Source organism: Nonomuraea jabiensis, assembly GCF_014204795.1.
Lineage (GTDB): Bacteria > Actinomycetota > Actinomycetes > Streptosporangiales > Streptosporangiaceae > Nonomuraea > Nonomuraea jabiensis.
The window spans coordinates 6192988-6213670 of record NZ_JACHMB010000001.1 but is presented as its reverse complement, the minus strand read 5'-3'; the positions used below and the strand labels follow the sequence as shown (position 1 = coordinate 6213670).

Sequence of the window (20683 nt, the reverse complement as noted above, 5' to 3'; positions counted from 1 at the left end):
CTCAGCTCACCCGCACCCGAGGATCGAGGGCCGCGACCAGCACGTCGGACAGGAACGCGGCGAACAGGACGCACACGGCGGTGAAGAAGGTCACCGCGGCGACGGAGTTGACGTCGTTCGAGTTGATCGACTCGACCAGCCAGGCGCCCATGCCGTGCCAGGCGAAGATCTTCTCGGTGAACGTGGCACCGGTGAACATCGTGCCGAACGCGAAGGCGAAGTACGTGGCGGAGGGGATCAGCGCGGTGCGCAGCGCGTGCTTGGTGAGCGCGGTCCTGCGCCGCAGGCCCTTGGCCATCGCCGTGCGGACGAAGTCCTGACCCAGCACGTCGAGCATCATGTTGCGCTGGATGCGGCTGTAGAACGCGATCGAGCCGAGGCTGAGCGAGATCGTGGGGAGGATCAGGTGGTTCAGCCGGTTGAGGAACTGGTCCCAGCCCTCCAGCTTCGGGTTGTACTCGCCGGTGTACTCGATCAGCGTGAACCCGAGCCCGTCGTTGAGGCTGTACGTCGCGATGGCCAGCACCGTGGCCAGCACGAACACCGGGATCGCCATGATCACGAACGAGCTGACACCGATTAACCGGTCGCTGAACTTGTACTGCTTCACCGCCGAGATCGCACCCAGCGCCACCCCGATGGCGAAGCCCAGCAGCGTGCCGATGAGCAGCAGCCGCAGGCTGACCATGATCCGCCGGCCCATCTCCTGATTGACCGACCCGCCGTTCCAGGTCTTGCCGAAGTCTCCCGTGATGACGCCCTTCGCCCAGGTCCCGTACCGCACGAGCACCGGGACCTTGTCGTTCAGGTTGTAGGCGTCCAGCGTGGAGTCGATGACCGACTCGGCGATGGGAGGTTGGCGGGCCTGATACGCGGCTCGCGGGTTCATGGTGCTGGCCGCGAGCATGTACGCGAGGCTCGCCGCGATGGCCACCAAGACCACATTTATTGCCAACCTGCGGAGCAGGTACTTGCCCATTACTCTCCGTTCGCGCTGACGGGGGGCGCGGACCTCCGGGCCGGAGTGGCGTCCCCGCAACGAAAACCCGTCTCGCGGCGCAAAAACGACTTGCAACGAGACGGCGATCAACGCGCAGAATATAAGCAAAGATGTAACAGTCAGAAACCGTCCGACATAACGGTAAGGTCACTCGCAATAGATCGACAAGACCGGAACGATCGCTTACCACACCCCCTCTGACCTGCGGAAACGTGCCACTTTAGGCGGACTTTTCGGGATCCATCCGGGGGCTTGTGTCACGAAACCCGGACATAAATTGGCGACTACGCAAAGTGATCCACTTCACGTTGATCTCCTCGTCAAGTGAGTTCGGACACCATCTCGGCGACGCCCGCCACACCCTCTCGGGTGATCCCCCACCCACCCGCGGGCCGGCACCCCACCCGTACGAGGCGAGTCGTGGCCGGTCAGCCGGGGCGCACCACCGTCCCGCGGCGCTGCGAACCCCGCAAAAGGGCCGCTCGTGATCACCCTGGGCACCGGTTTACTCACCGAGAGAATTCACAGTGCTGGGTCGAGTTGACGCCCTTTACAGCACACCGGTCGCGAGGGATCATCTCTCTGGAGAGCTTGAGCCTGATTAGGCTGAACAGCCGGTTAGAGGGGCCTCTTGTCGGAAATTGTTGACCACGACCCCATTATCTTCCTAGCCTCTCCCGAACTCCTTGCCGACCCTTATCCCTGGTACGCAAACCTCCGCCGGGAACGCCCCGCCTTTTTCTACGACCGACTTAACTCATGGGTTTTCAGCCGGTACGACGATTGCGTCGCCGTGCTGAAGGACAGCGCGAACTTCGCCGCCGACTGGCGCCGCGTCGGCGAGACGATGCCGCCGCGGGCGATCAACATGCTGACCCTGGACCCGCCGGACCACACCGTGGTCCGCCGGCTGTTCATGGAGGCCCTGCGCGCGCAGGACCACCCGGCCCTGGAGCGGATGATCGCCCACCACACGACCGAGCTGCTGGAAGCTCTCGCGCGCCGCCCGTCGTTCGAGTTCCTCACGGAATTCGCCGAACCGCTCGCGCTGTCGACGACCTCCGCGTACCTGGGCGTGCCGATGCCGGACCCGGCCTGGGCCAGCCGGGCCGCCCGCGACATCGTCGCGGGAATGGACGCCGGGCTCTGGCCCGAGCGGGCGCGACCCGTGGTGGCCGCGCAGGAAGAGCTGGCCGTGCTGGTCGAGGGCTGGCTCGCCGATCCGCCGCCTTCCGGCGTCGTCGGCGCCATCGCGCGGCGGGCGGCCGGCAGCGGCGTGGAGCCGGACATCGTCGCCAACACCGTGCGAGGGCTGCTGTTCAGCGGCTACAGCTCCGGCAGCAAGCTGCTCGGGCTGGTGGCGATCGCCCTGCTCCACCAGCGGGCCACCGAGCTGGGGCGGTTCGGCGCGGCCGACACCGCCCGCGCCGTGGACGAGTTGGTCCGCTACGCCTCCCCCATCCAGGCGGTCGCCCGCGCGTGCGTGCGCGACACCGAGGTGGGCGGGACCACGGTACGCGCCGGGCAGGCCGTCACGCTGCTGCTGGGCGCGGCGAACCGGGACCCCGCGCGGTTCCCCGACCCGGACACGGTGCGGCTGGACCGGCATCCCAATCCGCATCTCGGCTTCGGCAGGGGGCCGAAGTCCTGTCTCGGCTCCCCCTTTACAGCCATCTTCACCCGGGTGGTGCTCCGCGTCCTCGCCGAACGTTGTCCCGGCATCAGGGCGCTCGGCGCGCCGACGTATTTCCCGAACCTGACCGCCCGCAGCATCGAGCGTTTCGAGGTTGTCCTTCGGTGAAGGAGGTTTACGTGCTGAAGGTCGTCGGAGCATCGTTCGGGCGTACCGGGACCTCTTCGGTCAGATTAGCGCTGGAGACCCTCGGATTCGGCCCCTGTCATTACATGAAAGAGCTATTCACCGACCCCGCGCACGCCCGGGAATGGCTCCGGGTCGCCGACGGCGGAAAACCCGACTGGAAACGGCTGCTCGACGGTTTCGCCGCGACAATCGCGTGGCCGGCGGCATTCTACTGGCGGGAGCTGGCCGCCGCCTTTCCCGAGGCGAAGGTCCTGCTCATCGTGCGGGATCCGGCTTCGTGGTACGCCAGCATGAGCCGCACCCTGTACCGCACCAGGCCCGTGGACACCGGCCAGGAGGCAGCCGTCCGGGACCAGGTCATCGAGAAGATCGTCTGGCAGGGGACGTTCTCCGGGCGGTTCGAGGACCGCGACCACGCCATCGCGGTCTACCGGACCCATCTGGACGAGGTGCGCAAGGCCGTGCCGGCCGGCCAGCTCGTCGAGGTCGAGCCGTCGCACGGCTGGGAGCCGCTCTGCGCGGGCCTGGGAGCCGGCGTGCCGGACCTGCCCTTCCCCGTGGCGAACACCACTGACGATTATCTGCGCCGCGCCGAACAGGCCGGGGTGCTCCCGCAGCGGTGAGAGAGGACGAGGAAGTGGCGCTCACCGACCCCTACGGTGTGGTGGCGGCGCACTGGGACCACCTGCACGTGGGCCCCCGTTCGGCCGCGCTGGTCTCCTTCTTCGCCGATCTGGCCCCGCCCGGCGGGCACGCGCTGGAGATCGGCCCGGGCACCGGCCGGATGACCCTGGCGGTGGCCGGGCGCGCGGCGAGCGTGCACTGCCTGGAGCCCTCCCCCGGGATGCGGGCGGTGCTCATGACCAAGCTGGCCGGGCGGCCGGAGCTGCGGCACCGGGTGACCGTGCTCGCCGGCGCCGCGCCGGACTTCCCTCTCGACCGGCGCTTCGACTACGTCTACCTGGCCGCCGTGCTGCAGGACGTGCCGCCGCGGGCGCGCCGGCCGCTCTTCGCCGGCCTGGCCGGGCACCTCGCGCCGGGTGGCGTGCTGGCCATGGACATGGTGACGGACGAGGCCGTACCCGACCATCCCGAACGTGAGGTGCGCAGCGCGCACCAGGGCGAGTGCCGCTACACCCTGTCGTCGGCCGTCCGGCCGCTCGGCCCCGACCTGGCCGGAGTGCGGCGCGTCTACCGCACCTACCACCGCGGCACGCTGGTGGCCACCGAGACCGTGGACGGCGACTACCACCTCCATCGGCCCGCCGGCGTGCTCGCCGACCTGCGCGCGGCCGGCCTGACCGCCGCGGGCGGCTCGGCCGTCGCCGGCGAGGTGACCCCGCTCGACGACAAGGGAACGCTGATCGCCCGGCTTTGAGCTCGAGGCCCTCCGTGGACGTCCGCGGCCACCTGCCAGGTTGCCGGGCGCCGTTCGGGCCTCGGAAAACGTCCGCCGGACCTCGGCGGACGGCAGCGGCAAGTCAAGGAGGTGCGCCATGCGGTACTGGTACTGACCATTCACACCGTGGCCTGATCCTGCGCGATCAGGCCACGGCCTGGCCCGGGCAACGACAACGAACGGGGGTCATCCGATGCTCCACGACACCGAGGTGCTGGTCGTCGGGGGCGGCCTGACCGGGTTGTCCTGCGCGCTGTTCCTGGCCCGGCACGGCGTGCGGTGCACGCTCGTGGAACGCCACCCCGACCTGCTGAGCCACCCCAGGCAGCGCAGCCTGGTCCCGCGCCTCATGGAGATCTACCGGCAGGTCGGACTGGAGTCCCGCATCCGGGAGAACCGGGTGGATTTCGCCAGCTCCGCCGAGTACGTGGCCATCCGCGCGGAGACGCTGGCCGGCGCGCGGCACCTCCCCGTGGACCAGCAGGACGACGCCGCGCGGACGGCCGCCTTCAGCCCCTGCTCGGGCACGCCCATCGAGCAGAACCGGGTGGAGGATCTGCTGCGGACCCGGGCGCGTGAGCTCGGCGCGCGGATCCGGTTCGGCACCGAGGTACGCGACCTCTCCCAGCACGAGGGCGGGGTGGAGGCGCACCTGCGCGATCTCGACGGCACCGGGCATCGGCTCCTGGCCCGATACGTCGTCGCGGCCGACGGCGGGCGCAGCCCGGTCCGGCACGGGCTCGGCATCCCGATGGAAGGGCAGGTCGACTTCTTCCGCCTGCTGACGCTCATGGTCGACGCCGACCTCCGTCCCGCGCTGGCCGGCCGTACCGTGCACATGGCCTTCCTCGAACGGCCCCGGCCGAGGACGTACCTGATGGCACTGGACCGGACCGGCCAGCGCTGGGTCTTCGGCACCACGGACGACCCGGACGGCGCCGAGCCGGACGAGGACGCGTGCGTCGAGCTGGTGCGCGCCGCGGCCGGCCTGCCGCAGGCGCGGGTGACGCTCCGGCCGCAGATACCCGGCACCACCAGGACCGTCCTGCGCTTCGAGGTCGGCGCGGCCGTGGCGGCCGCCTACCGGAGGGGGCCGGTGTTCCTGATCGGCGACGCGGCGCACCTGATGCCGCCGACCGGGGGATTCGGCGGCGTCGTGGGCGTGGAGGACGCGCACAACCTGGCCTGGAAGCTGGCCGCCGTCGTCCATGGTCACGCCGGGGAGCGGCTGCTCGACACGTACGAGGACGAGCGCCGCCCGGTCGCGGAGTTCGCCCTGCGGCAGGCGCTCGCCCGATACGGGTCCCGCCTGGCGCAACTGCCCGTGACCGACGAGCTGCCGGTGGACCGCTCGACCGTGATGATGGGGCACCGCTACCGGTCGACGGCGGTGATCGGCGGCGCGAGCGGGGTGACCGCGCCGGTGGCGGTCTCCGGCCTGTGCGGGGAGCCCGGCACCAGGGCTCCGCACCTCCCGCTCGCCGGCTCCGGCGAGCGCTCCACGATCGACCTGTACGGCGCCGGCTTCGTCCTGCTGACCGGCCACGACGGCCAGGACTGGGCGACGGCGGCGGACAAGCTGCCCGTGCCGGTGACCGCCCGGCGGCTGGAGATCGACGGCGCGGCGGCCCGGCACGGCATCGGCCCGAGGGGCGCGGTGCTGGTACGACCGGACGGGTTCGTGGCCTGGCGGAGCCCGGGCCCGGCCGCGGACCCCACCGCGGACCTGCTCGCCGCGCTCACCACTGTCCTGTCCGCGCCACCCCCGGCATAGTCACGGCATCCACTTGCCGCCCGCGACGTCGATCGTGAGGCCGGTGAGCCAGGACGAGGCGTCGGAGGCGAGGAAGGCCGTCACGTTCGCGACGTCGAGCGGGGTGCCGAGCCGCCCCAGCGGGTGCTCGGCCAGCATGCGCTCCTGGTACTCCCGCGGCATGCGCTCCGCCAGCCGGTCCGTCATGATCGTCGAAGGCGCGACCGAGTTGACCCGGATGCCAGCCGGGCCGAGCTCGTGCGCCAGTTGCCTGGTCAGCGCGATGATCCCGGCCTTGGCCGCCGTGTACGCCACAGAGGCGGAGGTCGGGGTGCGGGCCGCCAGCGACGACATCGTGATGATGGACCCGCTGCGCCGCTCTCTCATGCGCGGCAGGAAGCCCTTGATCACCAGGAACGTCGAGGTGAGGTTGGCGTGCATGGTGGCGTGCCAGTCCTCCTCGCTCGTCTGGTCGATCGGCCGGGGGATCCCGGCGCCGCCACCGGCGAAGATTGCCAGCACGTCGACGGGTCCGATCCTGCGCTCGACCTCCGCCCGCATCTCCTCGACGGCGGCGAAGTCGGTGGTGTCGGCGGCGACGCCGAGCGCCCCGCCGCCGATGCTCTTCACGGCCGCCTCGATCGCGCCGGGATCGCGCCCGTTCACGACGACCCGCATGCCCTGCTCGGCCAGCACCCGGGCGGTCTCCCGCCCGATCCCCCCGGAACCGCCGGTGATCAGCGCTACCTTGCCCTGCAGATCCGGATACATCATGACTTCCACTCCCTCGCCAACTCGCGACCCGTCCCTTGCGAGTCAACGTTGCCCTGTGCGGGGGGCTTGGTGCATCAGGCGCGAGGGGTGTTTCCGGTTGCGCCCGCGGGCGTGCGCCAGGGGCACGGTCCGTACTCCGTAGGTCGTACGCGAGGGTAGGTCAGCGCGGCGGAGCGGAGGACGTAGTCGTCACAGCACCGGTGTGACGTCGGTGTGAACGAAGTCATCGCCCTTGAAGAGCAGTGGCTCATGACAATCTCTTGCCAGCGCATAGGAGAAGCAGTTGCCGTAATTCAGCCCAGCCTTGTGACCGCTCCCCCTGCCGTAGTCCCAGTAAGCCCGGCGCGCTTCGGCAAAGGCGGCGGCATCCGGCCCTCCCTTGAGGATCGCGACGATCGCGCTGGTGTCAATGATCACGCGGGGAGCCCGGTCTCGGAGTCATACAGGAAGTCCGTGGACAGATCCGCATCACCCAATCTCGAACGGATCTTCGCGGCGAGCGCGAGTAGCTCTTCCGCCATCGTGGCGTCTTCCTCCTCCATCCGCTTGGCAAGCAGACGCTCACGCCGCTCACGTAGGGCGGAGATGACGGCGGCGGTCTTGCTCTCTCCCGTGAGCGCGCTGATCTCCGCTGCCAGCCGCTCGGCCTCAGGATTTTTGATATTCAGGCTCACAACCCCTCTCCTTACTCAGGTTCTACCCTTTCCACCATCGGCTCTTCAGCGTGCGACGGCCAAGAAGTAGTCGTCGCCGCCGACCTGGCCTCCCTTCAGCGCCACTTCGAGCCCGTCGTACGCGGGATCGTCCGAGGTCAGCACGCATACCGGCGCGCCCGGGGCCAGCGCGGCGACCACGTCCAGGGAGCGGGCGCCGAGGGCGGCCACGACCTCGCCCGAGGTGTCGCCGCCCGCCACCACCAGCCGCCCGACCAGCCCGGCCCGGACGGCCACCGAGGCGATCCGCCCGAGGAGGTCCCCGATGGCCGCGGGGTCCCGGGCCGGGCCGCGCGTCGACTGGACGATCGTGTGGCGCCCCTCCCCCAGGCTCTCCGCCACCTCGGCGAAAAGGCCCGCGAAGGAACCACCGCGGGTCGCGTCGCGAAGGCCGCCGGAGGCGTCCAGCACCCGCCACCCCGCCCGCTCGGCCGTGTCGATCTGCCGGGCGGTGATCGGAGAGCGGCTGCCCGACACGACCAGCACGGGGGCGGCGGGGGCGAGCGGCTCGGGCTCCGGCCGCTTCCCCGCACCGGCCGCCGCCACGTGGGCGGAGGCGAGGGCGTGGCTGAGGCCGCCGGAGCCGACGCAGTACAGCGGCCCGCCCCGGCTCCGCGCGTCGGCGAGCAGGAGGCGGCCGAGCGCGCGGACGTGCTCCTCGGTCTGGGCGTCCGCCACGAAAGCGTCCTCCCCCAGCGCCCGGTACGCCTCCTCCGACGGCGCGGGCGACGCGGGCAGCCAGCCGACCCGCCCCGCGCCCTGCTCCGCCAAGCGGATCCGGAGGTCGGCTTCCGAGGCGGGGGTGACCGGGTGGTCGCGCATGGGCGGGTAACGGTCGAGCCGGTGGACCTCGGCGCCCGAACGTACGAAGTGGTTCGCGAACCACGTGTAACGCCCCAGCTCCGGCTGGGCGGCGAGCACCGGGACCGGGCCCCGCGCCAGCCCCGCACGGTGCAGGGCCGCGATGACCGCCCCGATGCTCCCGTGCGCGGGTGAGGAGTCGAACGTCGAGCAGACCTTGTACTGGATGACCAGCGGCCGCAGCGCGGCCACGGCCTCGAGCACGGGCAGCACCACCGGCACCGGGTCCGCGGCCGCCCGGGCGGTGGTGGCGATCCCGATGACGTCGTACGCGTCGTCCAGGCGGCTCGCGTCCGTGACCAGGGAGCCGGTCAACCCCAACCGCCTGAACTGCCACAACGCGTCGGTCGCCCCCGTGAAGTCGTCCGCGACGAAGGCGAACGACGTCACGGCCACCCCACCCCTTTCGCCGTCACTTCCGGATCACCCCGCCGAAGTGCGCCAGCGCCGCGCGCAGCTCCGGCTCGTCCACCTCGTCCAGCGGCACGCCCGCCACGGAGGCCGCCCACGCCTGGCGCATGCTGGTGATCCCCGCCGCCGGACCGTCCGGATGGCCGAGCACGCCGCCCCCGGCCAGCACCAGCAGGTCGGTGGTCCCCGTACGGTCCAGGGCGACCGGCGCGGTCCCGGCCCACTGGGCGGACGACAGCACCGGCAGGCAGGGGAAGCCGCCGAGCAGCGGCTCGCGGACCGCCGCCACCGTGGCGGCGACCTCGTCGTCCGTGACGTAGAACTTGCTGTGGAACCCGCCGCAGTGCAGCTGGTCGACCCCGGCCAGCCGGGCCAGCTTCTGGTACGCCACGTGCCCGATCCCGAGCCCCGGGTGGCGGGCCAGCGCCCCGATGCCGGTGACGTGGCCGTGGATCGGCACCCTGGCGTGCCGGCGCAGCATGGCGACGGCCGGGAAGCCGACGACGTTGAGGTTGACCATGACGCAGGTGCCGCCGGCGGCCACCACCAGATCGTGGTTGCGCAGCATCCGGTCGGGCTCGTCGCTGATGTTGAACGCGTACATCGGCCGCCGCCCGGTCCGCCGCTCCACCTCGTCGAGGGCGGCCGTCACCGCGCGGATCCGCTCGGGGAGCGGGGCGGGCGGGCAGTCGGCGTTCACCTCGTCGTCCTTGATGAAGTCGGCGCCGGCCAGGCCGAGCTCGCGCACCAGGTCCACGTAGTCGGCGGGGCGCAACCCGACGTTCGGCTTGACGATGGTGCCGATCAGCACGCCTTCCGGACGGCCGACCAGCCGCCGGGTGCCCTCGACGGCGAACCCCGCCGGCAGGTACGCCGTCCCGAAGGCCGCGGGCAGCTCCAGGTCCACCAGCTTGAGCCCGGCCAGCTCGCGCAGCTCGTAGAGGTTGCCCGCGACCACCGGGAGCAGGTTCGTGAGCGAGGGCCCGGTGTTCGCCAGCGGGAAGCCGATCCTGACCAGCGCCGCCGCGAGAGGCCCGTCCCCGATCGCCCCCGGCAGGGGCTCGGAGCCGGGCGGGGTCGGCGTGATGGACAGCACCACGGCGCTGTGGCGGGCGCGCAGCTCGTCGGTCTCGCCGCGCACGCTGACGAAGGTGCCGGTGCTCTGCTCCCCCGCGATCGCGCTCACGGCCTGCTCCAGGGGCAGGCGGGTGAGCACGCGGTACGTGGCGACGATCTGCTCGCTCACAGCACGGCCGCCAGGTGCTCCATGGCGAGCGGCGGGCTGGCGAGGATCGGGACGGGGGCCTCGACCGTACCGGCCACGCGGGCCATCGACGCCTGGGCCAGCACGATCACGTCCACCTCCGCGCCCAGCGCGGCCAGCGCCTCGGCCACCCGCGCGTCGTGCGTGGCGGCGTCCCCGCCCATCAGGGCCTCGAACGCCCCCTCGCACACCCTGGCCGTCAACGAGACCTCCTTGTCCGAGGCGGCGGCGCGACGGCGTACCAGGTCGGCGGTGGGTTCGAGGGTGGTGGACAGGGTGGCGAGCACGCCGATCCGGCGGCCGAGGGCGACGGCGCGATCGGCCATCGGGCGGTCCACCCGGGTCACCGGCACGTCCGTCAGCGGCTCGGCGGCCTCCACGGCGGCGCCGATCGACGAGCACGTCACCAGGATGTGGTCGGCCCCGGCCGCCTCCGCGGAGCCGATGTGGCCGGCGACGCGGCGGGCGGTCCGCGGGGTGAGGTGGTCGGCGGCGATGGTGTTCTTGATCAGGCTGTCGTCGACGATGTTGAAGGTCTCGACTCCCGGCAGGTGCTCGGCGCACAGCTTGGCGAACACGTCGACCAGGGTCGCGGAGGTGTGGATCAGTCCCAGCCTCTTCGTCATGAGCCTCACTTCATCCGATGAAATGTCATCTTCATCGGATGAAATGCTATGAAAAATCGGGCGGGAGCGGTAGCGTCCGGAGCGTGGCAATCGATCCCAAACGGGACAGGCACGCCCAGGTGGTCCAGGCCCTCGGTCCCCGCATCGTCACGGGCGAGCTCGCTCCCGGCACGTCCATCCCCATCGAGGAGAACCTGGTGGGCGAGCTGGGCATCGGCCGCTCCGCGGTCCGCGAGGGCGTGAAGGTCCTGGCCGGCAAGGGCCTGCTGGAGACCAGGCGGAGCGCGGGCACCAGGGTCCGCCCGCGCGAGTCCTGGAACCTGCTCGACCCCGACGTCCTGAGCTGGCGGTTCGAGCCCGAGCCGCGCCCCCGCGACATCCAGATGCTGGCCGACCTGCGGGTCGCGCTGGAGCCGGGCGCCGCCAGGGTGGCGGCCGAGCGGGCGGACGCGGTCGCGGTCCAGCGCATCGACGAGGCCCTGGCCGCGCTGTACGCCACAGCCGACGACCCCGAACCCTTCATCGAGGCCGACCTGGCCTTCCACAAGGCGGTGTTCGCCGCGGCGGACAACGACCTGCTGCTCTACATCTACGACATGATCAGCATCGCCCTGCGCTCCGTACGGCAGGTGCACACCCGTTCGGTCGCGCACAACAAGGAAACGCTGCCCGGCCACGAGCGCGTGGCGCTGGCGATCAGGCGACGGCACCACCGCAAGGCCGAGGAGGCCATGCGCGAGGTGGTCGAGGTCGCCCGCGCCGACGCCGAGCAGCACGTACGCCTCTGCTGCTAGCCGCCTCCAGCAAGAAAGAGTCAACCTTGGACGTCCTCATCGACGTGGACGGCCCCGTGGCCGTCGTCACCCTCAACAGACCCGCCAAGCTCAACGCGATCACCCCTGACATGGCCGCCGCGCTGCGTGCCTGCCTGGGCCGGGTGGACGCCGACCCCGCCATCCGGGTCGCGGTGCTCACGGGCGCGGGCGAGCGCTCGTTCTGCGTCGGTAGCGACATCCGCGAGCTGGACGAGTACGCCACGCCGTGGGAGTTCCGCAACCGCGGCGACTACGGCGACGCGGTCCGCGCCCTGCGCAAGCCGATCATCGCGGCCGTCAACGGCTACGCCTACGGCGGCGGCCTGGAGCTGGCCATGGCCTGCGACATCCGCCTGGCGGCCGAGACGGCGACGTTCGCCGCGCCGGAGATCAAGCTCGGCTGGATCGGCGGCAGCGGCCAGTCGGCGCTGCTGGCCCACTCCGTCGGGCCCGGCAACGCCGCCACGATGCTGCTCACCGGCGACCCCGTCGACGCCGGCCGCGCCCTGAGCTGGGGGCTGGTCACCGACGTGTACCCGCAGGAGAAGCTGGTGCCGGCGGCCCTCGAACTGGCCGCGACGATCGCCAAGCGCCCGCCGATCGCCGCGCAGACCGCCAAGGCCAACCTCAAGGCGGCCTACTCGATGCCGCTCGACCAGGCCATCCAGTACGAGCGCGACCTGCAGACCGTCTGCTTCGCCACGCAGGACGCGGCCGAGGGCCGGGCCGCCTTCGCCGAGCGCCGCGAGCCCGTCTTCGAGGGGCGCTGATGGGCGTCCTGGACGGCTACCGCGTGGTCGACCTGTCCATCGCCATGGCGGGCCCGCTGGCCGCCATGCGCCTGGGCGACCTGGGCGCGGACGTGGTCAAGGTGGAGCCGGTGACCGGCGAGTGGCAGCGGCACGCCCCGGCGGGAGGCGCGACGGGCAACAAGGTGAACGCCTCGTTCCTGTCCCTCAACCGCAACAAGCGCAGCCTCGCCGTCAACCTCAAGTCCGCCGAGGGCCGCGCCATCGTGCACAGGCTCGCCGCGACGGCGGACGTGTTCCTGCAGAACTACCGCGCCGGCGTGGCCGAGCGGCTCGGCATGGACTACGACACGATCCGCGCCATCAACCCCGGCATCGTGTACGTCTCCATGTCCGGGTACGGCGAGAGCGGCCCGTACGTGTCGAGACCCGGCCAGGACCTGCTCCTGCAGGCCATGAGCGGCGCCATGCTGAGCACCGGCCGCGACGGCGACCCGCCCGCCCCCGCGGGCACGTACGCCGTCGACGCCATCACCGCCTACAGCGCCTTCGAGGGCGCGCTGGCCGCGCTGCTGCACCGCGAGCGGACCGGCGAGGGGCAGCGGGTCAGCGTCAACATGCTGGACGCGGCCGTCGCCGTGCAGATGCAGGAGCTGTCGATCTTCACGGTCGGCGGCGTGCCGCAGCGGCGCGGGCACGAGCCGCACGGCCACACCTACATCCGCGCGCCGTACGGGGTCTTCGCCACCAAGGACGGCTACCTCGCGCTCGGCATGCCCAGGCTGGACGCGCTCGCGCTCGCCCTCGACCTGCCGGAGCTGGCCGCCATGGACGGCGACGCCGACGGCCACACCAGGCGCGACGAGATCACCGCGATGGTCGCCGGGCGGCTGCCGGAGCGGACGACGGCCGAGTGGCTGGAGATCTGCGCCCGCCACGACCTGTGGGCGGGCCCGGTGTACGGGTACGCGGAGCTGGTGGCGGACCCGCAGGTCAAGCACAACGGCTCGTTCGTCACCTACGAGCACCGCACCGAGGGCACGGTCACCACGCCCGGCTTCCCCTACGGCTTCAGCGCCACCCCGCCGCGGGTGCGCCGGGGCGCGCCGCTGGTCGGCGAGCACACCAGGGAGCTGCTGGAGGAGCTCGGCTACCCGCCGGAGCGCACGGCCGAGCTGGTCGCGGAGGGCGTGCTGGCATGCGAGGACTGACCTGGGACCATCCCCGGGGGTACGCGCCGCTGGACGAGCTGACGCGGCTCGACCTGGCCGGGGACAACCCCTATGGGGACGTTCCGGAGCCGATCCAGTGGGACCGGCAGCCCCTGGAGGGGTTCGAGTCGGAGCCGATCGCGAAGCTGTGCGAGACGTACGACGTGCTCGTGATCGACCATCCCGGGCTGGGCGCGGCCATGGACGCGCTCGTGCCGATGGACGAGCTGTTCGACGAGCCGGTGGAGAACCGCTTCGTCGGCAGGAGCTACGAGAGCTACCACCTGGAGGGCCGCCAGTGGGCGCTGCCCCTCGACGCCGCGACCCAGGTGGCCGCGGCCGGGCCCGGCGTCGAGGTCCCGGGGACGTGGCCGGAGCTGGCGGAATTCGCGCGGGAGGCGCGGATGGCGTTGTGCCTGGGCGGGCCGCACGCGTTCCTCATGTTCTGCGCGCTGTGCTCGGGTGACTTCCTCGACGAGGCGGCCGGGACGCGGGCGCTGGAGCTCATGTCGGAGCTGCTCGCGCGGTCCGACCGCGACGTGTCGCTGCTCAACCCGATCGGCGTGCTCGACACCATGACGGCCGGCGGGGTGGACTGCTGTCCTCTCCTGTACGGCTACGTGACCTACCCCCTGACCTTCTCGGACGCCCCCGCCTGGCCGGGCGAGCCGCCCGGGAGCGTGCTCGGCGGCACCGGGCTCGTGGTCTCCAGGCGGCGCATCGACACGATCCGCGAGGCCGTCCGCGCCCACCTGCGCCGCCTGGTGTCGGAGCCCGTGCAGACGAAGCTGTTCCCGGCCACCGGCGGGCAGCCCGCGGCCCGCTCCGCCTGGCAGGGCCACCCCACGCTCGCCACCCTGGAGGCCGCCTGGATCAGGCCGCGCTTCCCCGGCTACATCGCGCTGCAGGAGCGGTCGTCCGCGCTGCTCCGCGACGGGCTGCTGGCCCGTGTCCGGCCCCGCGACCTGCTCAGGGACCTGCACAAGACATGGAGGCAGACATGACCACGGCGCTCGTGACAGGCGCCGCCGGAGCGCTCGGCAGGGCGATCGTCCGCCGGCTGGCCGCCGACGGCCACCAGGTGGCGGCGCTCGACCTCGACCCCGGCTTCCTCGAAGGCGCGCTCAACCTGAAGGTGGACCTGCGCGACCCGGCCGCGATCGAGTCCGCGTTCGCCGAGACGGCCGCGCGGCTCGGCCCGGTCGGCATCCTCGTCAACAACGCGGCGATCTACCCCGCCAGGCCGTTCCTGGAGGTGCCGCTGGCCGAGTACGAGGACGTGCACGCGGTCAACCAGCGGGCCTACTGGCTGACCGCCCAGCACGCGGCCAGGCAGATGGCCGCGGGCGGCGCGATCGTCAACATCGCCTCGATCACCATGCACGGCGGCTGGTCCGACCTGGCCGCGTACGTGGCCACCAAGGGCGCGGCGGCGGCGCTGACCAGGGCGCTGGCCCGCGAGCTGGGGCCGCGGGAGATCCGGGTCAACTGCGTCTCGCCGGGCGCGTTCCCGACGGCGGCCGAGGAGATCCACGAGGATCCCGAGGCGTACAACCGGTTCGTCCTGGAGCGGCAGTCGCTCCAGCGGCGCGGCACGCCCGACGAGCTGGCGGCCGTGGTGTCGTTCCTCGCGGGCCCGGACGCGTCGTTCGTCACGGGCCAGACCATCGAAGTCAACGGAGGGTGGGTGATGGCATGACGCCGGACCGCAGGCGGCTGGCCGAGCTGACCGGGGACCTGAGCGCGGCCGGCGGGGTCCGGCTGGTGACGCTCGGGGACGGGGTCGAGCGGGGCATCAGGACGCTGGAGTTCCGCACCGGCTCGGGGCTGGCGTTCGACGTGCTGGTGGACAGGTGCATGGACATCGGGCACGCCGAGCACGCCGGGCGCTCGTTCGGCTGGCGCTCCCCCACCGGCTTCCGCCACCCCGGGCTGCACGAGAACGCCGACGAGGACGGGCTGTCCTGGCTGCGCTCGTTCTCCGGGCTCGTCGTCACGGCCGGGCTCGACCACACGCTGTTCGGGGGCGAGGTGCCCGCCGACACCTACCGCTACCCGCCCCGCCGGTCGGTGCGGCACGGGCTGCACGGCCGCGCGGGCAACCTCCCGGCCCGGCTCACCGGGTACGGCGAGCGCTGGGACGGTGACCGGTGCGTGCTGTGGGCCGAGGGTGAGGTGCGCCAGGCCGCGGTGTTCGCCGAGAACCTGCGGCTGGTCCGCCGCATCGAGGCCGACCTGGGCGGCGACGAGATCAGGCTGGTCGACACCGTCACCAACGCCGGGTTCGAACCGGCGCCGCACATGTTCCTCTACCACATCAACCTGGGCTGGCCGCTGCTGGACGAGGGCGCGCGGCTGGAGGCCGACATCCGCGAGACGCTCTGGCAGAGCGACAGCGTGGCCGAGCAGAAGGCCGACCACGTGACCTTCCCCGGGCCGGCGCCGGGATTCGTGGAGCAGGTGTACGAGCACGCGCTCAACCCCGGCGCCGACGGGCTGCACCGGGTGGCGGTGGCCAACGACCGGCTCGGGATGAAGGTCACCGTGGAGTGGCGGGCGGCGGAGTTCCCGTACTTCTTCGAGTGGCTGAACCTGCGCTCGGGCAACTACGCGGTCGGCCTGGAGCCGTCCACCCACCACGTGTCGGGCGACGCGGCGGCGCGGGAGGACGGCAGCATGATCTGGCTGGGCCCGCAGGAGTCGCGGACGTACCGGACGACCTTCCGCGTCTCCCCATGAGGACGGCCTAGTGCAGCCGGTACGCGCGGCGGGCCGTACCGGCGAAGACCTCGGCCCGCTCGCCTTCCGACAACCCGGCGCACAGGTCGTCCGCGGCCTGTGCGACCTGGTCGTAGCCGGCCGCGAGCAGGCACACCGGCCAGTCGGAGCCGAACATCACCCGCTCCGGTCCGAACGCCTCCAGGACGGTCTCGGCGTACGGCCGCAGGTCGGCCACCTGCCAGGACTTCCAGTCGGCCTCGGTGACCATGCCGGACAGCTTGCAGAAGACGTTCGGGCGGGCGGCCAGCTCCAGGATCCGGCTGCGCCACGGCTCCAGCTCGCCGGCGGCGATCGGCGGCTTGGACAGGTGGTCGAGCACGAACGTGAGCTCGGGCATGGCCGTCACGGTGTCGACGGCGGCGGGGAGCTGGTGCGGCAGCGTGAGCAGGTCGTAGGCCAGCCCGGCCTCGGCCACCGCGGCGAGCCCGCGGCGCACGTCGGGCCGGGTGAGCCAGTCGGGGTCCGGCTCGGACTGGACGCCGTGGCGGACGCCCACCAGCCCGGCCGGCAGGCCCGCCAGGGTGTCGGCGGCGTCGGGCGCGGTCAGGTCGATCCAGCCGACGACGCCCGCGACCAGGTCGGACTCCGCGGCCAGGGCCAGGAACTCGCGCGTCTCGGTCAGATCGGGCAGCACCTGCACCAGCACGGTGGCGCTCACCCCGGCCGCCGCCGCGGGCCCGGCGAGGTCGTCGAGGGTGAACGTGCGCCGGATGGGCGCCAGCGGTTCGGGGTCGAGCCAGCCGTGCGGGCGGGCGGCGAGGTCCCAGACGTGGTGGTGGGCGTCGATACGGGTCATGGCTCAGTCCAACTCGGTCCAGAGGGCTTCGGGAATCGGGGTGGCGGCCAGGGCGAGGTCCTCGGCCACCTCCTCGGGGCTGCGGGCGCCGACCACGATGCCGGTCACCGCCGGGTGGCGCAACGGGAACTGGAGCGCGGCCGCCGCGAGCGGCACGTCGTGGGCGGCGCAGCGCTCGGCCAGGCCGCGCGCCCGCTTCAGCACGGGCTCGGGCGCCGGGGCGTAGTCGTAGTACGCGCCGGGCCCCGGGTCGGCCAGGATGCCGCCGTTGAACACCCCCGCCACCAGCACGCCGGTGCCGCGCTCGGCGCACAGCGGGAGCAGCTCGTCGGCCGCCGTACGGTCGAGCAGGCTGTAGCGGCCGGCCACCATCACGCAGTCGACATCGGTCTCCCGCACGAACCTGACCAGCATCTCCGCCTGCGTCATGCCGACGCCGATCGCCCGCACCCCGCCCTGCTCGCGCAGCCGCGCGAGCGCCGGGTAGGCGTGCCGCACGGCCTCCTCCCAGTGGTCGTCGGGGTCGTGGATGAGCAGGATGTCGAACGCGTCCAGCCCGGAGCGTTCGAGGCTGGCGGCGAGCGAGGCGTAGACACCCTCCACGGTGTAGTCGCGCCTGGCGGGATCGAGCAGCGCGCCGACCTTGCTGGACACCGTCGCCTCGGACCGGTCGACGCCCGCGAGGAAGCTTCCCAGCCTCCTTTCGGCCAGGCCGGAGCCGTAGCGGGGGGCGGTGTCGAAGTAGCGGACGCCCGCGGACCAGGCGGCTTCGAGCGTGGCGGCGGCCTGCTGGTCGCCGACCGCGGTGTAGAGCCCGCCCAGGGGCGCGGTGCCGAGGCCGATCCGGGAAACGCCAACGCCGCTGCGCCCGAGCTTCTCCATGATCGGCAACCTAGCAGAGGTCCCATCTTTCGGCTAGATCTACGGGCGGTATGGACATCAGATGACGTTGTAGCGTAAAGATACATCCTACGTTCACCGCGCTTGTGGCGTCCCTGTGAGCGGCTGCTGAGCCGGACAGGTCGTACGCATCCCTGCGCTCCCCCTCCACCGTGTTCTGGAACAGGAGTGACGGTGTCCAACGACGGCTACACACGACGAGGCGTACTCAAGACCGGCTTAGGGGCCGCGGCCGGATCCCTGCTCGTGACCACCCCCGCGCACGCCTCCCCGGCCGCCGGCCCGCTCAAGCTCTGGTACGACCGCCCGGCGGCGGCCTGGCTGGAGGCGCTGCCGGTCGGGTGCGGCAGGCTCGGGGCCATGGTCTTCGGCGGCGTGGCCACCGAGCGCCTGCAGCTCAACGAGGACAGCATCTGGGCCGGCGGGCCGCACGACTACGACAACCCCGAGGCCCTGGCCGCACTCCCCGAGATCAGGCGGCTGGTCTGGGAGGACAAGTGGCAGGCCGCCCAGAACCTGGCGGACGAGAAGTTCCTCGGCAAGCCCAGCGAGCAGGCGCCGTACCAGGTGCTGGGCGACCTCACGCTGACCTTCCCGGGCGCGGCGGAGTTCACCGAGTACCGCCGCGAGCTGGACCTGTCCCGGGCCGTCACCACGGTCACGTACGTGCGCGACGGCGTGCGCCACACGCGCGAGGTCTTCGCCAGCAACCCCGACCAGGTCGTCGTCGTCCGCCACACGGCCGACAAGCCCGGCTCGGTGACGTTCCAGGCGGCCTTCACCAGCCCGCAGGCGTCCTCCACCTCCTCCGCCGGCCGCGACTCGATCGCCCTGGACGGGGTCAGCACCGACACGCAGGGCCTGAAGGGCGAGGTCCGCTTCCGCGCCCTGGCCAGGGCGCGGACCCGCGGCGGCGCGGTCCGCACCGACGGCGGCACGCTGATCGTCGAGGGCGCGGACGAGGTCACGCTGCTGATCTCCATGGGCTCCAGCTACCGCAGCTACAAGGACGTCGGCGGCGACCCGGCCGAGGTGGCGGGCCGGCATCTCACGCGGGCGGGCGGGCAGCCGTACGAGGTGCTGAAGCGCAAGCACGTACGGGACTACCAGCGGCTCTTCGGGCGACTCGACATCGACCTGGGCACCTCGGAGGCCGCCGCGCTCCCCACCGACCAGCGCATCGCGCGCAAGCAGCTCGACACCGACCCCGGGCTGGCCGCCCTGTACTACCAGTTCGGCCGCTACCTGCTGATCTCCTCCTCCCGCTCGCCCGGCTACGCCGCCAACCTGCAGGGCATCTGGAACGACTCGCTCACGCCCGCGTGGGAGTCGAAGTACACCATCAACATCAACTGCGAGATGAACTACTGGCCTGCCGCGCCCGCGAACCTGGTCGAGTGCATGGACCCGCTGTTCGACCTGATCAAGGATCTGGCGGAGACGGGGGCCAGGACGGCTGCGACGCAGTACGGCGCGAAGGGCTGGGTGGCGCACCACAACACCGACGGCTGGCGCGGGACGGCGCCCGTGGACTTCGCCTTCTACGGCGTGTGGCCCACCGGCGGGGCGTGGCTGTGCCTGATGCTCTGGGAGCACTACCTCTACACGGGGGACGAGCGGCGCCTGCGCGAGCACTTCCCGCTGATCAAGGGGTCGGTGGAGTTCTTCCTGGACACGCTGCAGACCGATCCCCGCAGCGGCTACCTGGTGACGAACCCGTCGCACTCCCCGGAGGTCGGGCACCACGAGGACGGCGGGGAGAACGTCAGCATCTGCGCGGGGCCCACCATGGACATGCAGATCCTGCGGGACCTGTTCGGGGCCTTCGGGGAGGCGTCGGAGATCCTGGGGGTCGAGGCGGAGATGCGCGCCAAGGCTGCGGACGCCCGGTCGAGGCTCGTCCCGAACCAGATCGGGCACCTGGGGCAGATCCAGGAGTGGCAGGAGGACTACCGGGGCGACGCGGCGCTCTCGCGCAGCCGCCACATCTCGCACCTGTGGGGCCTCTTCCCCGGCCACCAGATCGACCCCCGCCTGTCACCCGACCTGGCCGCCGCCGCCCGGCGCACCCTGGAGCTGCGCGGCGAGGCGGGGGCCGGGTGGTCGCTCGCCTGGAAGATCAACTTCTGGGCGCGGCTGCTGGACGCTCCCGAGGCGTACAAGCGGCTGTCGAACCTGCTGCTGCCCGCCCGTACGGCGCCGAACATGTTCGACCTGCATCCGCCGTTCCAGATCGACGGCAACTTCGGCGGGACGTCGGGGATCACGGAGATGCTGCTGCAGAGCCACGGGGACCAGGTCCACCTGCTGCCCGCCCTGCCCGCCGCCTGGCCGGCCGGGTCGATCCGGGGCTTCCGGGCTCGGGGCGGCTTCGAGGTGGACCTGTCGTGGAGCGGGGGCGCGCTGACACGGGGGCGGATCCGTTCGGACCTGGGCCGCCGGCTCACCCTCCGGACGGGGGCGCCGGTGACGGTGACGTCAGGCGGCCGCCCGGTCACGGTCTCCCGCCCGGAGCCGAACGTCGTCGTCCTCAACACCCACCGAGGCACCCTCTACGACCTCACCCCTTCCCCCTGACCCCCTGCCCGCCGCGCCCGTACAGGCGTCCCCGCCAGCGGGCGCGACGGCGCTCGGCCGGGCGCCGTGCACGAGCGCCGGACTCCACCGCACCCCACCTCGCCGACGCGGCGCCGCTTAGGAGAACGCCACCACTCACACGGCCCTGCCCCACCGACGACGGCGCGCCACGCCGGGGACGGGTGTCACTCCCGGCGGGCGCGGCGGCGCTCGGGCGGGCGCCGGGCGCCG

At 72.2% G+C, this 20683-nt stretch carries 20 protein-coding genes; 11 read left to right on the top strand and 9 right to left on the bottom strand.

What is annotated here, in order from left to right; all coding sequences use genetic code 11:
- Position 1: 1 nt before the first annotated feature.
- On the bottom strand, positions 2 to 979 hold the full coding sequence (locus HD596_RS28540) for an ABC transporter permease (RefSeq protein ID WP_185072391.1): 978 nt from the start codon (positions 977 to 979) through the stop codon (positions 2 to 4).
- An 814-nt stretch (positions 980 to 1793) separates the two neighbouring features.
- On the opposite strand from HD596_RS28540, the gene HD596_RS28535 reads away from it, so the two are divergent.
- The 4 genes from HD596_RS28535 (at position 1794) to HD596_RS28520 (ending at position 5995) form a co-directional block, all read left to right on the top strand.
- On the top strand, positions 1794 to 2801 hold the full coding sequence (locus HD596_RS28535) for a cytochrome P450 (RefSeq protein WP_185072390.1): 1008 nt from the start codon (positions 1794 to 1796) through the stop codon (positions 2799 to 2801).
- Positions 2798 to 3445, top strand: a complete 648-nt coding sequence (locus tag HD596_RS28530; protein ID WP_185072389.1) for a sulfotransferase family protein — start codon at positions 2798 to 2800, stop codon at positions 3443 to 3445. Before HD596_RS28535 ends, HD596_RS28530 begins: the two co-directional genes overlap by 4 nt.
- Entirely contained in the window at positions 3442 to 4200 is a 759-nt protein-coding gene (locus HD596_RS28525; protein WP_185072388.1) for a class I SAM-dependent methyltransferase, read from the top strand. The genes HD596_RS28530 and HD596_RS28525 overlap by 4 nt, the downstream gene beginning before the upstream one ends.
- Before the next feature lie 214 nt (positions 4201 to 4414).
- Positions 4415 to 5995: an FAD-dependent oxidoreductase gene (locus tag HD596_RS28520; protein ID WP_185072387.1), complete on the top strand. Its 1581-nt coding sequence runs from the start codon at positions 4415 to 4417 to the stop codon at positions 5993 to 5995.
- Here HD596_RS28520 and HD596_RS28515 read toward each other — a convergent pair whose 3' ends face one another.
- The 6 genes from HD596_RS28515 to HD596_RS28490 form a co-directional block, all read right to left on the bottom strand.
- Entirely contained in the window at positions 5996 to 6748 is a 753-nt protein-coding gene (locus HD596_RS28515) for an SDR family NAD(P)-dependent oxidoreductase (protein WP_185072386.1), read from the bottom strand.
- 189 nt (positions 6749 to 6937) lie between these two features.
- Positions 6938 to 7165 carry a type II toxin-antitoxin system VapC family toxin gene (locus tag HD596_RS28510; RefSeq protein ID WP_185072385.1) on the bottom strand — a complete coding sequence of 76 codons (228 nt, stop codon included), beginning with the start codon at positions 7163 to 7165 and terminating at the stop codon, positions 6938 to 6940.
- Entirely contained in the window at positions 7162 to 7422 is a 261-nt protein-coding gene (locus tag HD596_RS28505) for a type II toxin-antitoxin system VapB family antitoxin (protein ID WP_185072384.1), read from the bottom strand. Before HD596_RS28505 ends, HD596_RS28510 begins: the two co-directional genes overlap by 4 nt.
- Positions 7423 to 7467: 45 nt before the next feature.
- On the bottom strand, positions 7468 to 8712 hold the full coding sequence (locus HD596_RS64955; RefSeq protein ID WP_185072383.1) for a four-carbon acid sugar kinase family protein: 1245 nt from the start codon (positions 8710 to 8712) through the stop codon (positions 7468 to 7470).
- Between the two features lie 22 nt (positions 8713 to 8734).
- The gene (locus HD596_RS28495; protein ID WP_185072382.1) at positions 8735 to 9979 is read right to left on the bottom strand and encodes a RuBisCO large subunit C-terminal-like domain-containing protein; all 1245 of its coding nucleotides are present in this window, start codon (positions 9977 to 9979) and stop codon (positions 8735 to 8737) included.
- Positions 9976 to 10623, bottom strand: a complete 648-nt coding sequence (locus tag HD596_RS28490) for an aspartate/glutamate racemase family protein (RefSeq protein ID WP_185072381.1) — start codon at positions 10621 to 10623, stop codon at positions 9976 to 9978. The genes HD596_RS28495 and HD596_RS28490 overlap by 4 nt, the downstream gene beginning before the upstream one ends.
- An 83-nt stretch (positions 10624 to 10706) precedes the next feature.
- Here HD596_RS28490 and HD596_RS28485 point away from each other — a divergent pair, with 83 nt between their 5' ends.
- Genes HD596_RS28485 through HD596_RS28460 form a run of 6 tightly spaced genes read left to right on the top strand, consistent with a single transcriptional unit; the run spans position 10707 to position 16137 of the window.
- Positions 10707 to 11417 (top strand): FadR/GntR family transcriptional regulator, encoded by a 711-nt coding sequence (locus tag HD596_RS28485; RefSeq protein WP_185072380.1) that lies wholly within the window; start codon positions 10707 to 10709, stop codon positions 11415 to 11417.
- 26 nt (positions 11418 to 11443) lie between these two features.
- Positions 11444 to 12208 (top strand): enoyl-CoA hydratase/isomerase family protein, encoded by a 765-nt coding sequence (locus HD596_RS28480; protein WP_221519554.1) that lies wholly within the window; start codon positions 11444 to 11446, stop codon positions 12206 to 12208.
- A complete protein-coding gene (locus HD596_RS28475; RefSeq protein WP_185072379.1) occupies positions 12208 to 13398 on the top strand; it encodes a CaiB/BaiF CoA transferase family protein in 1191 nt (396 codons plus the stop codon). The genes HD596_RS28480 and HD596_RS28475 overlap by 1 nt, the downstream gene beginning before the upstream one ends.
- Complete coding sequence (locus HD596_RS28470) at positions 13386 to 14402, top strand: type 2 periplasmic-binding domain-containing protein (RefSeq protein WP_185072378.1); 1017 nt, start codon at positions 13386 to 13388, stop codon at positions 14400 to 14402. The genes HD596_RS28475 and HD596_RS28470 overlap by 13 nt, the downstream gene beginning before the upstream one ends.
- Complete coding sequence (locus HD596_RS28465) at positions 14399 to 15097, top strand: SDR family NAD(P)-dependent oxidoreductase (RefSeq protein ID WP_185072377.1); 699 nt, start codon at positions 14399 to 14401, stop codon at positions 15095 to 15097. Before HD596_RS28470 ends, HD596_RS28465 begins: the two co-directional genes overlap by 4 nt.
- Positions 15094 to 16137, top strand: a complete 1044-nt coding sequence (locus HD596_RS28460) for an aldose 1-epimerase family protein (protein WP_185072376.1) — start codon at positions 15094 to 15096, stop codon at positions 16135 to 16137. The genes HD596_RS28465 and HD596_RS28460 overlap by 4 nt, the downstream gene beginning before the upstream one ends.
- Before the next feature lie 7 nt (positions 16138 to 16144).
- Here HD596_RS28460 and HD596_RS28455 read toward each other — a convergent pair whose 3' ends face one another.
- Both HD596_RS28455 and HD596_RS28450 read right to left on the bottom strand, forming a co-directional pair.
- Positions 16145 to 16975 (bottom strand): amidohydrolase family protein, encoded by an 831-nt coding sequence (locus HD596_RS28455; RefSeq protein WP_185072375.1) that lies wholly within the window; start codon positions 16973 to 16975, stop codon positions 16145 to 16147.
- Positions 16976 to 16978: 3 nt separating this feature from the next.
- On the bottom strand, positions 16979 to 17857 hold the full coding sequence (locus HD596_RS28450; RefSeq protein WP_185072374.1) for an aldo/keto reductase: 879 nt from the start codon (positions 17855 to 17857) through the stop codon (positions 16979 to 16981).
- Between the two features lie 192 nt (positions 17858 to 18049).
- Between HD596_RS28450 and HD596_RS28445 the strand changes: the two genes are divergently transcribed.
- Positions 18050 to 20452 carry a glycoside hydrolase family 95 protein gene (locus HD596_RS28445; protein ID WP_185072373.1) on the top strand — a complete coding sequence of 801 codons (2403 nt, stop codon included), beginning with the start codon at positions 18050 to 18052 and terminating at the stop codon, positions 20450 to 20452.
- Positions 20453 to 20683: the final 231 nt, after the last annotated feature.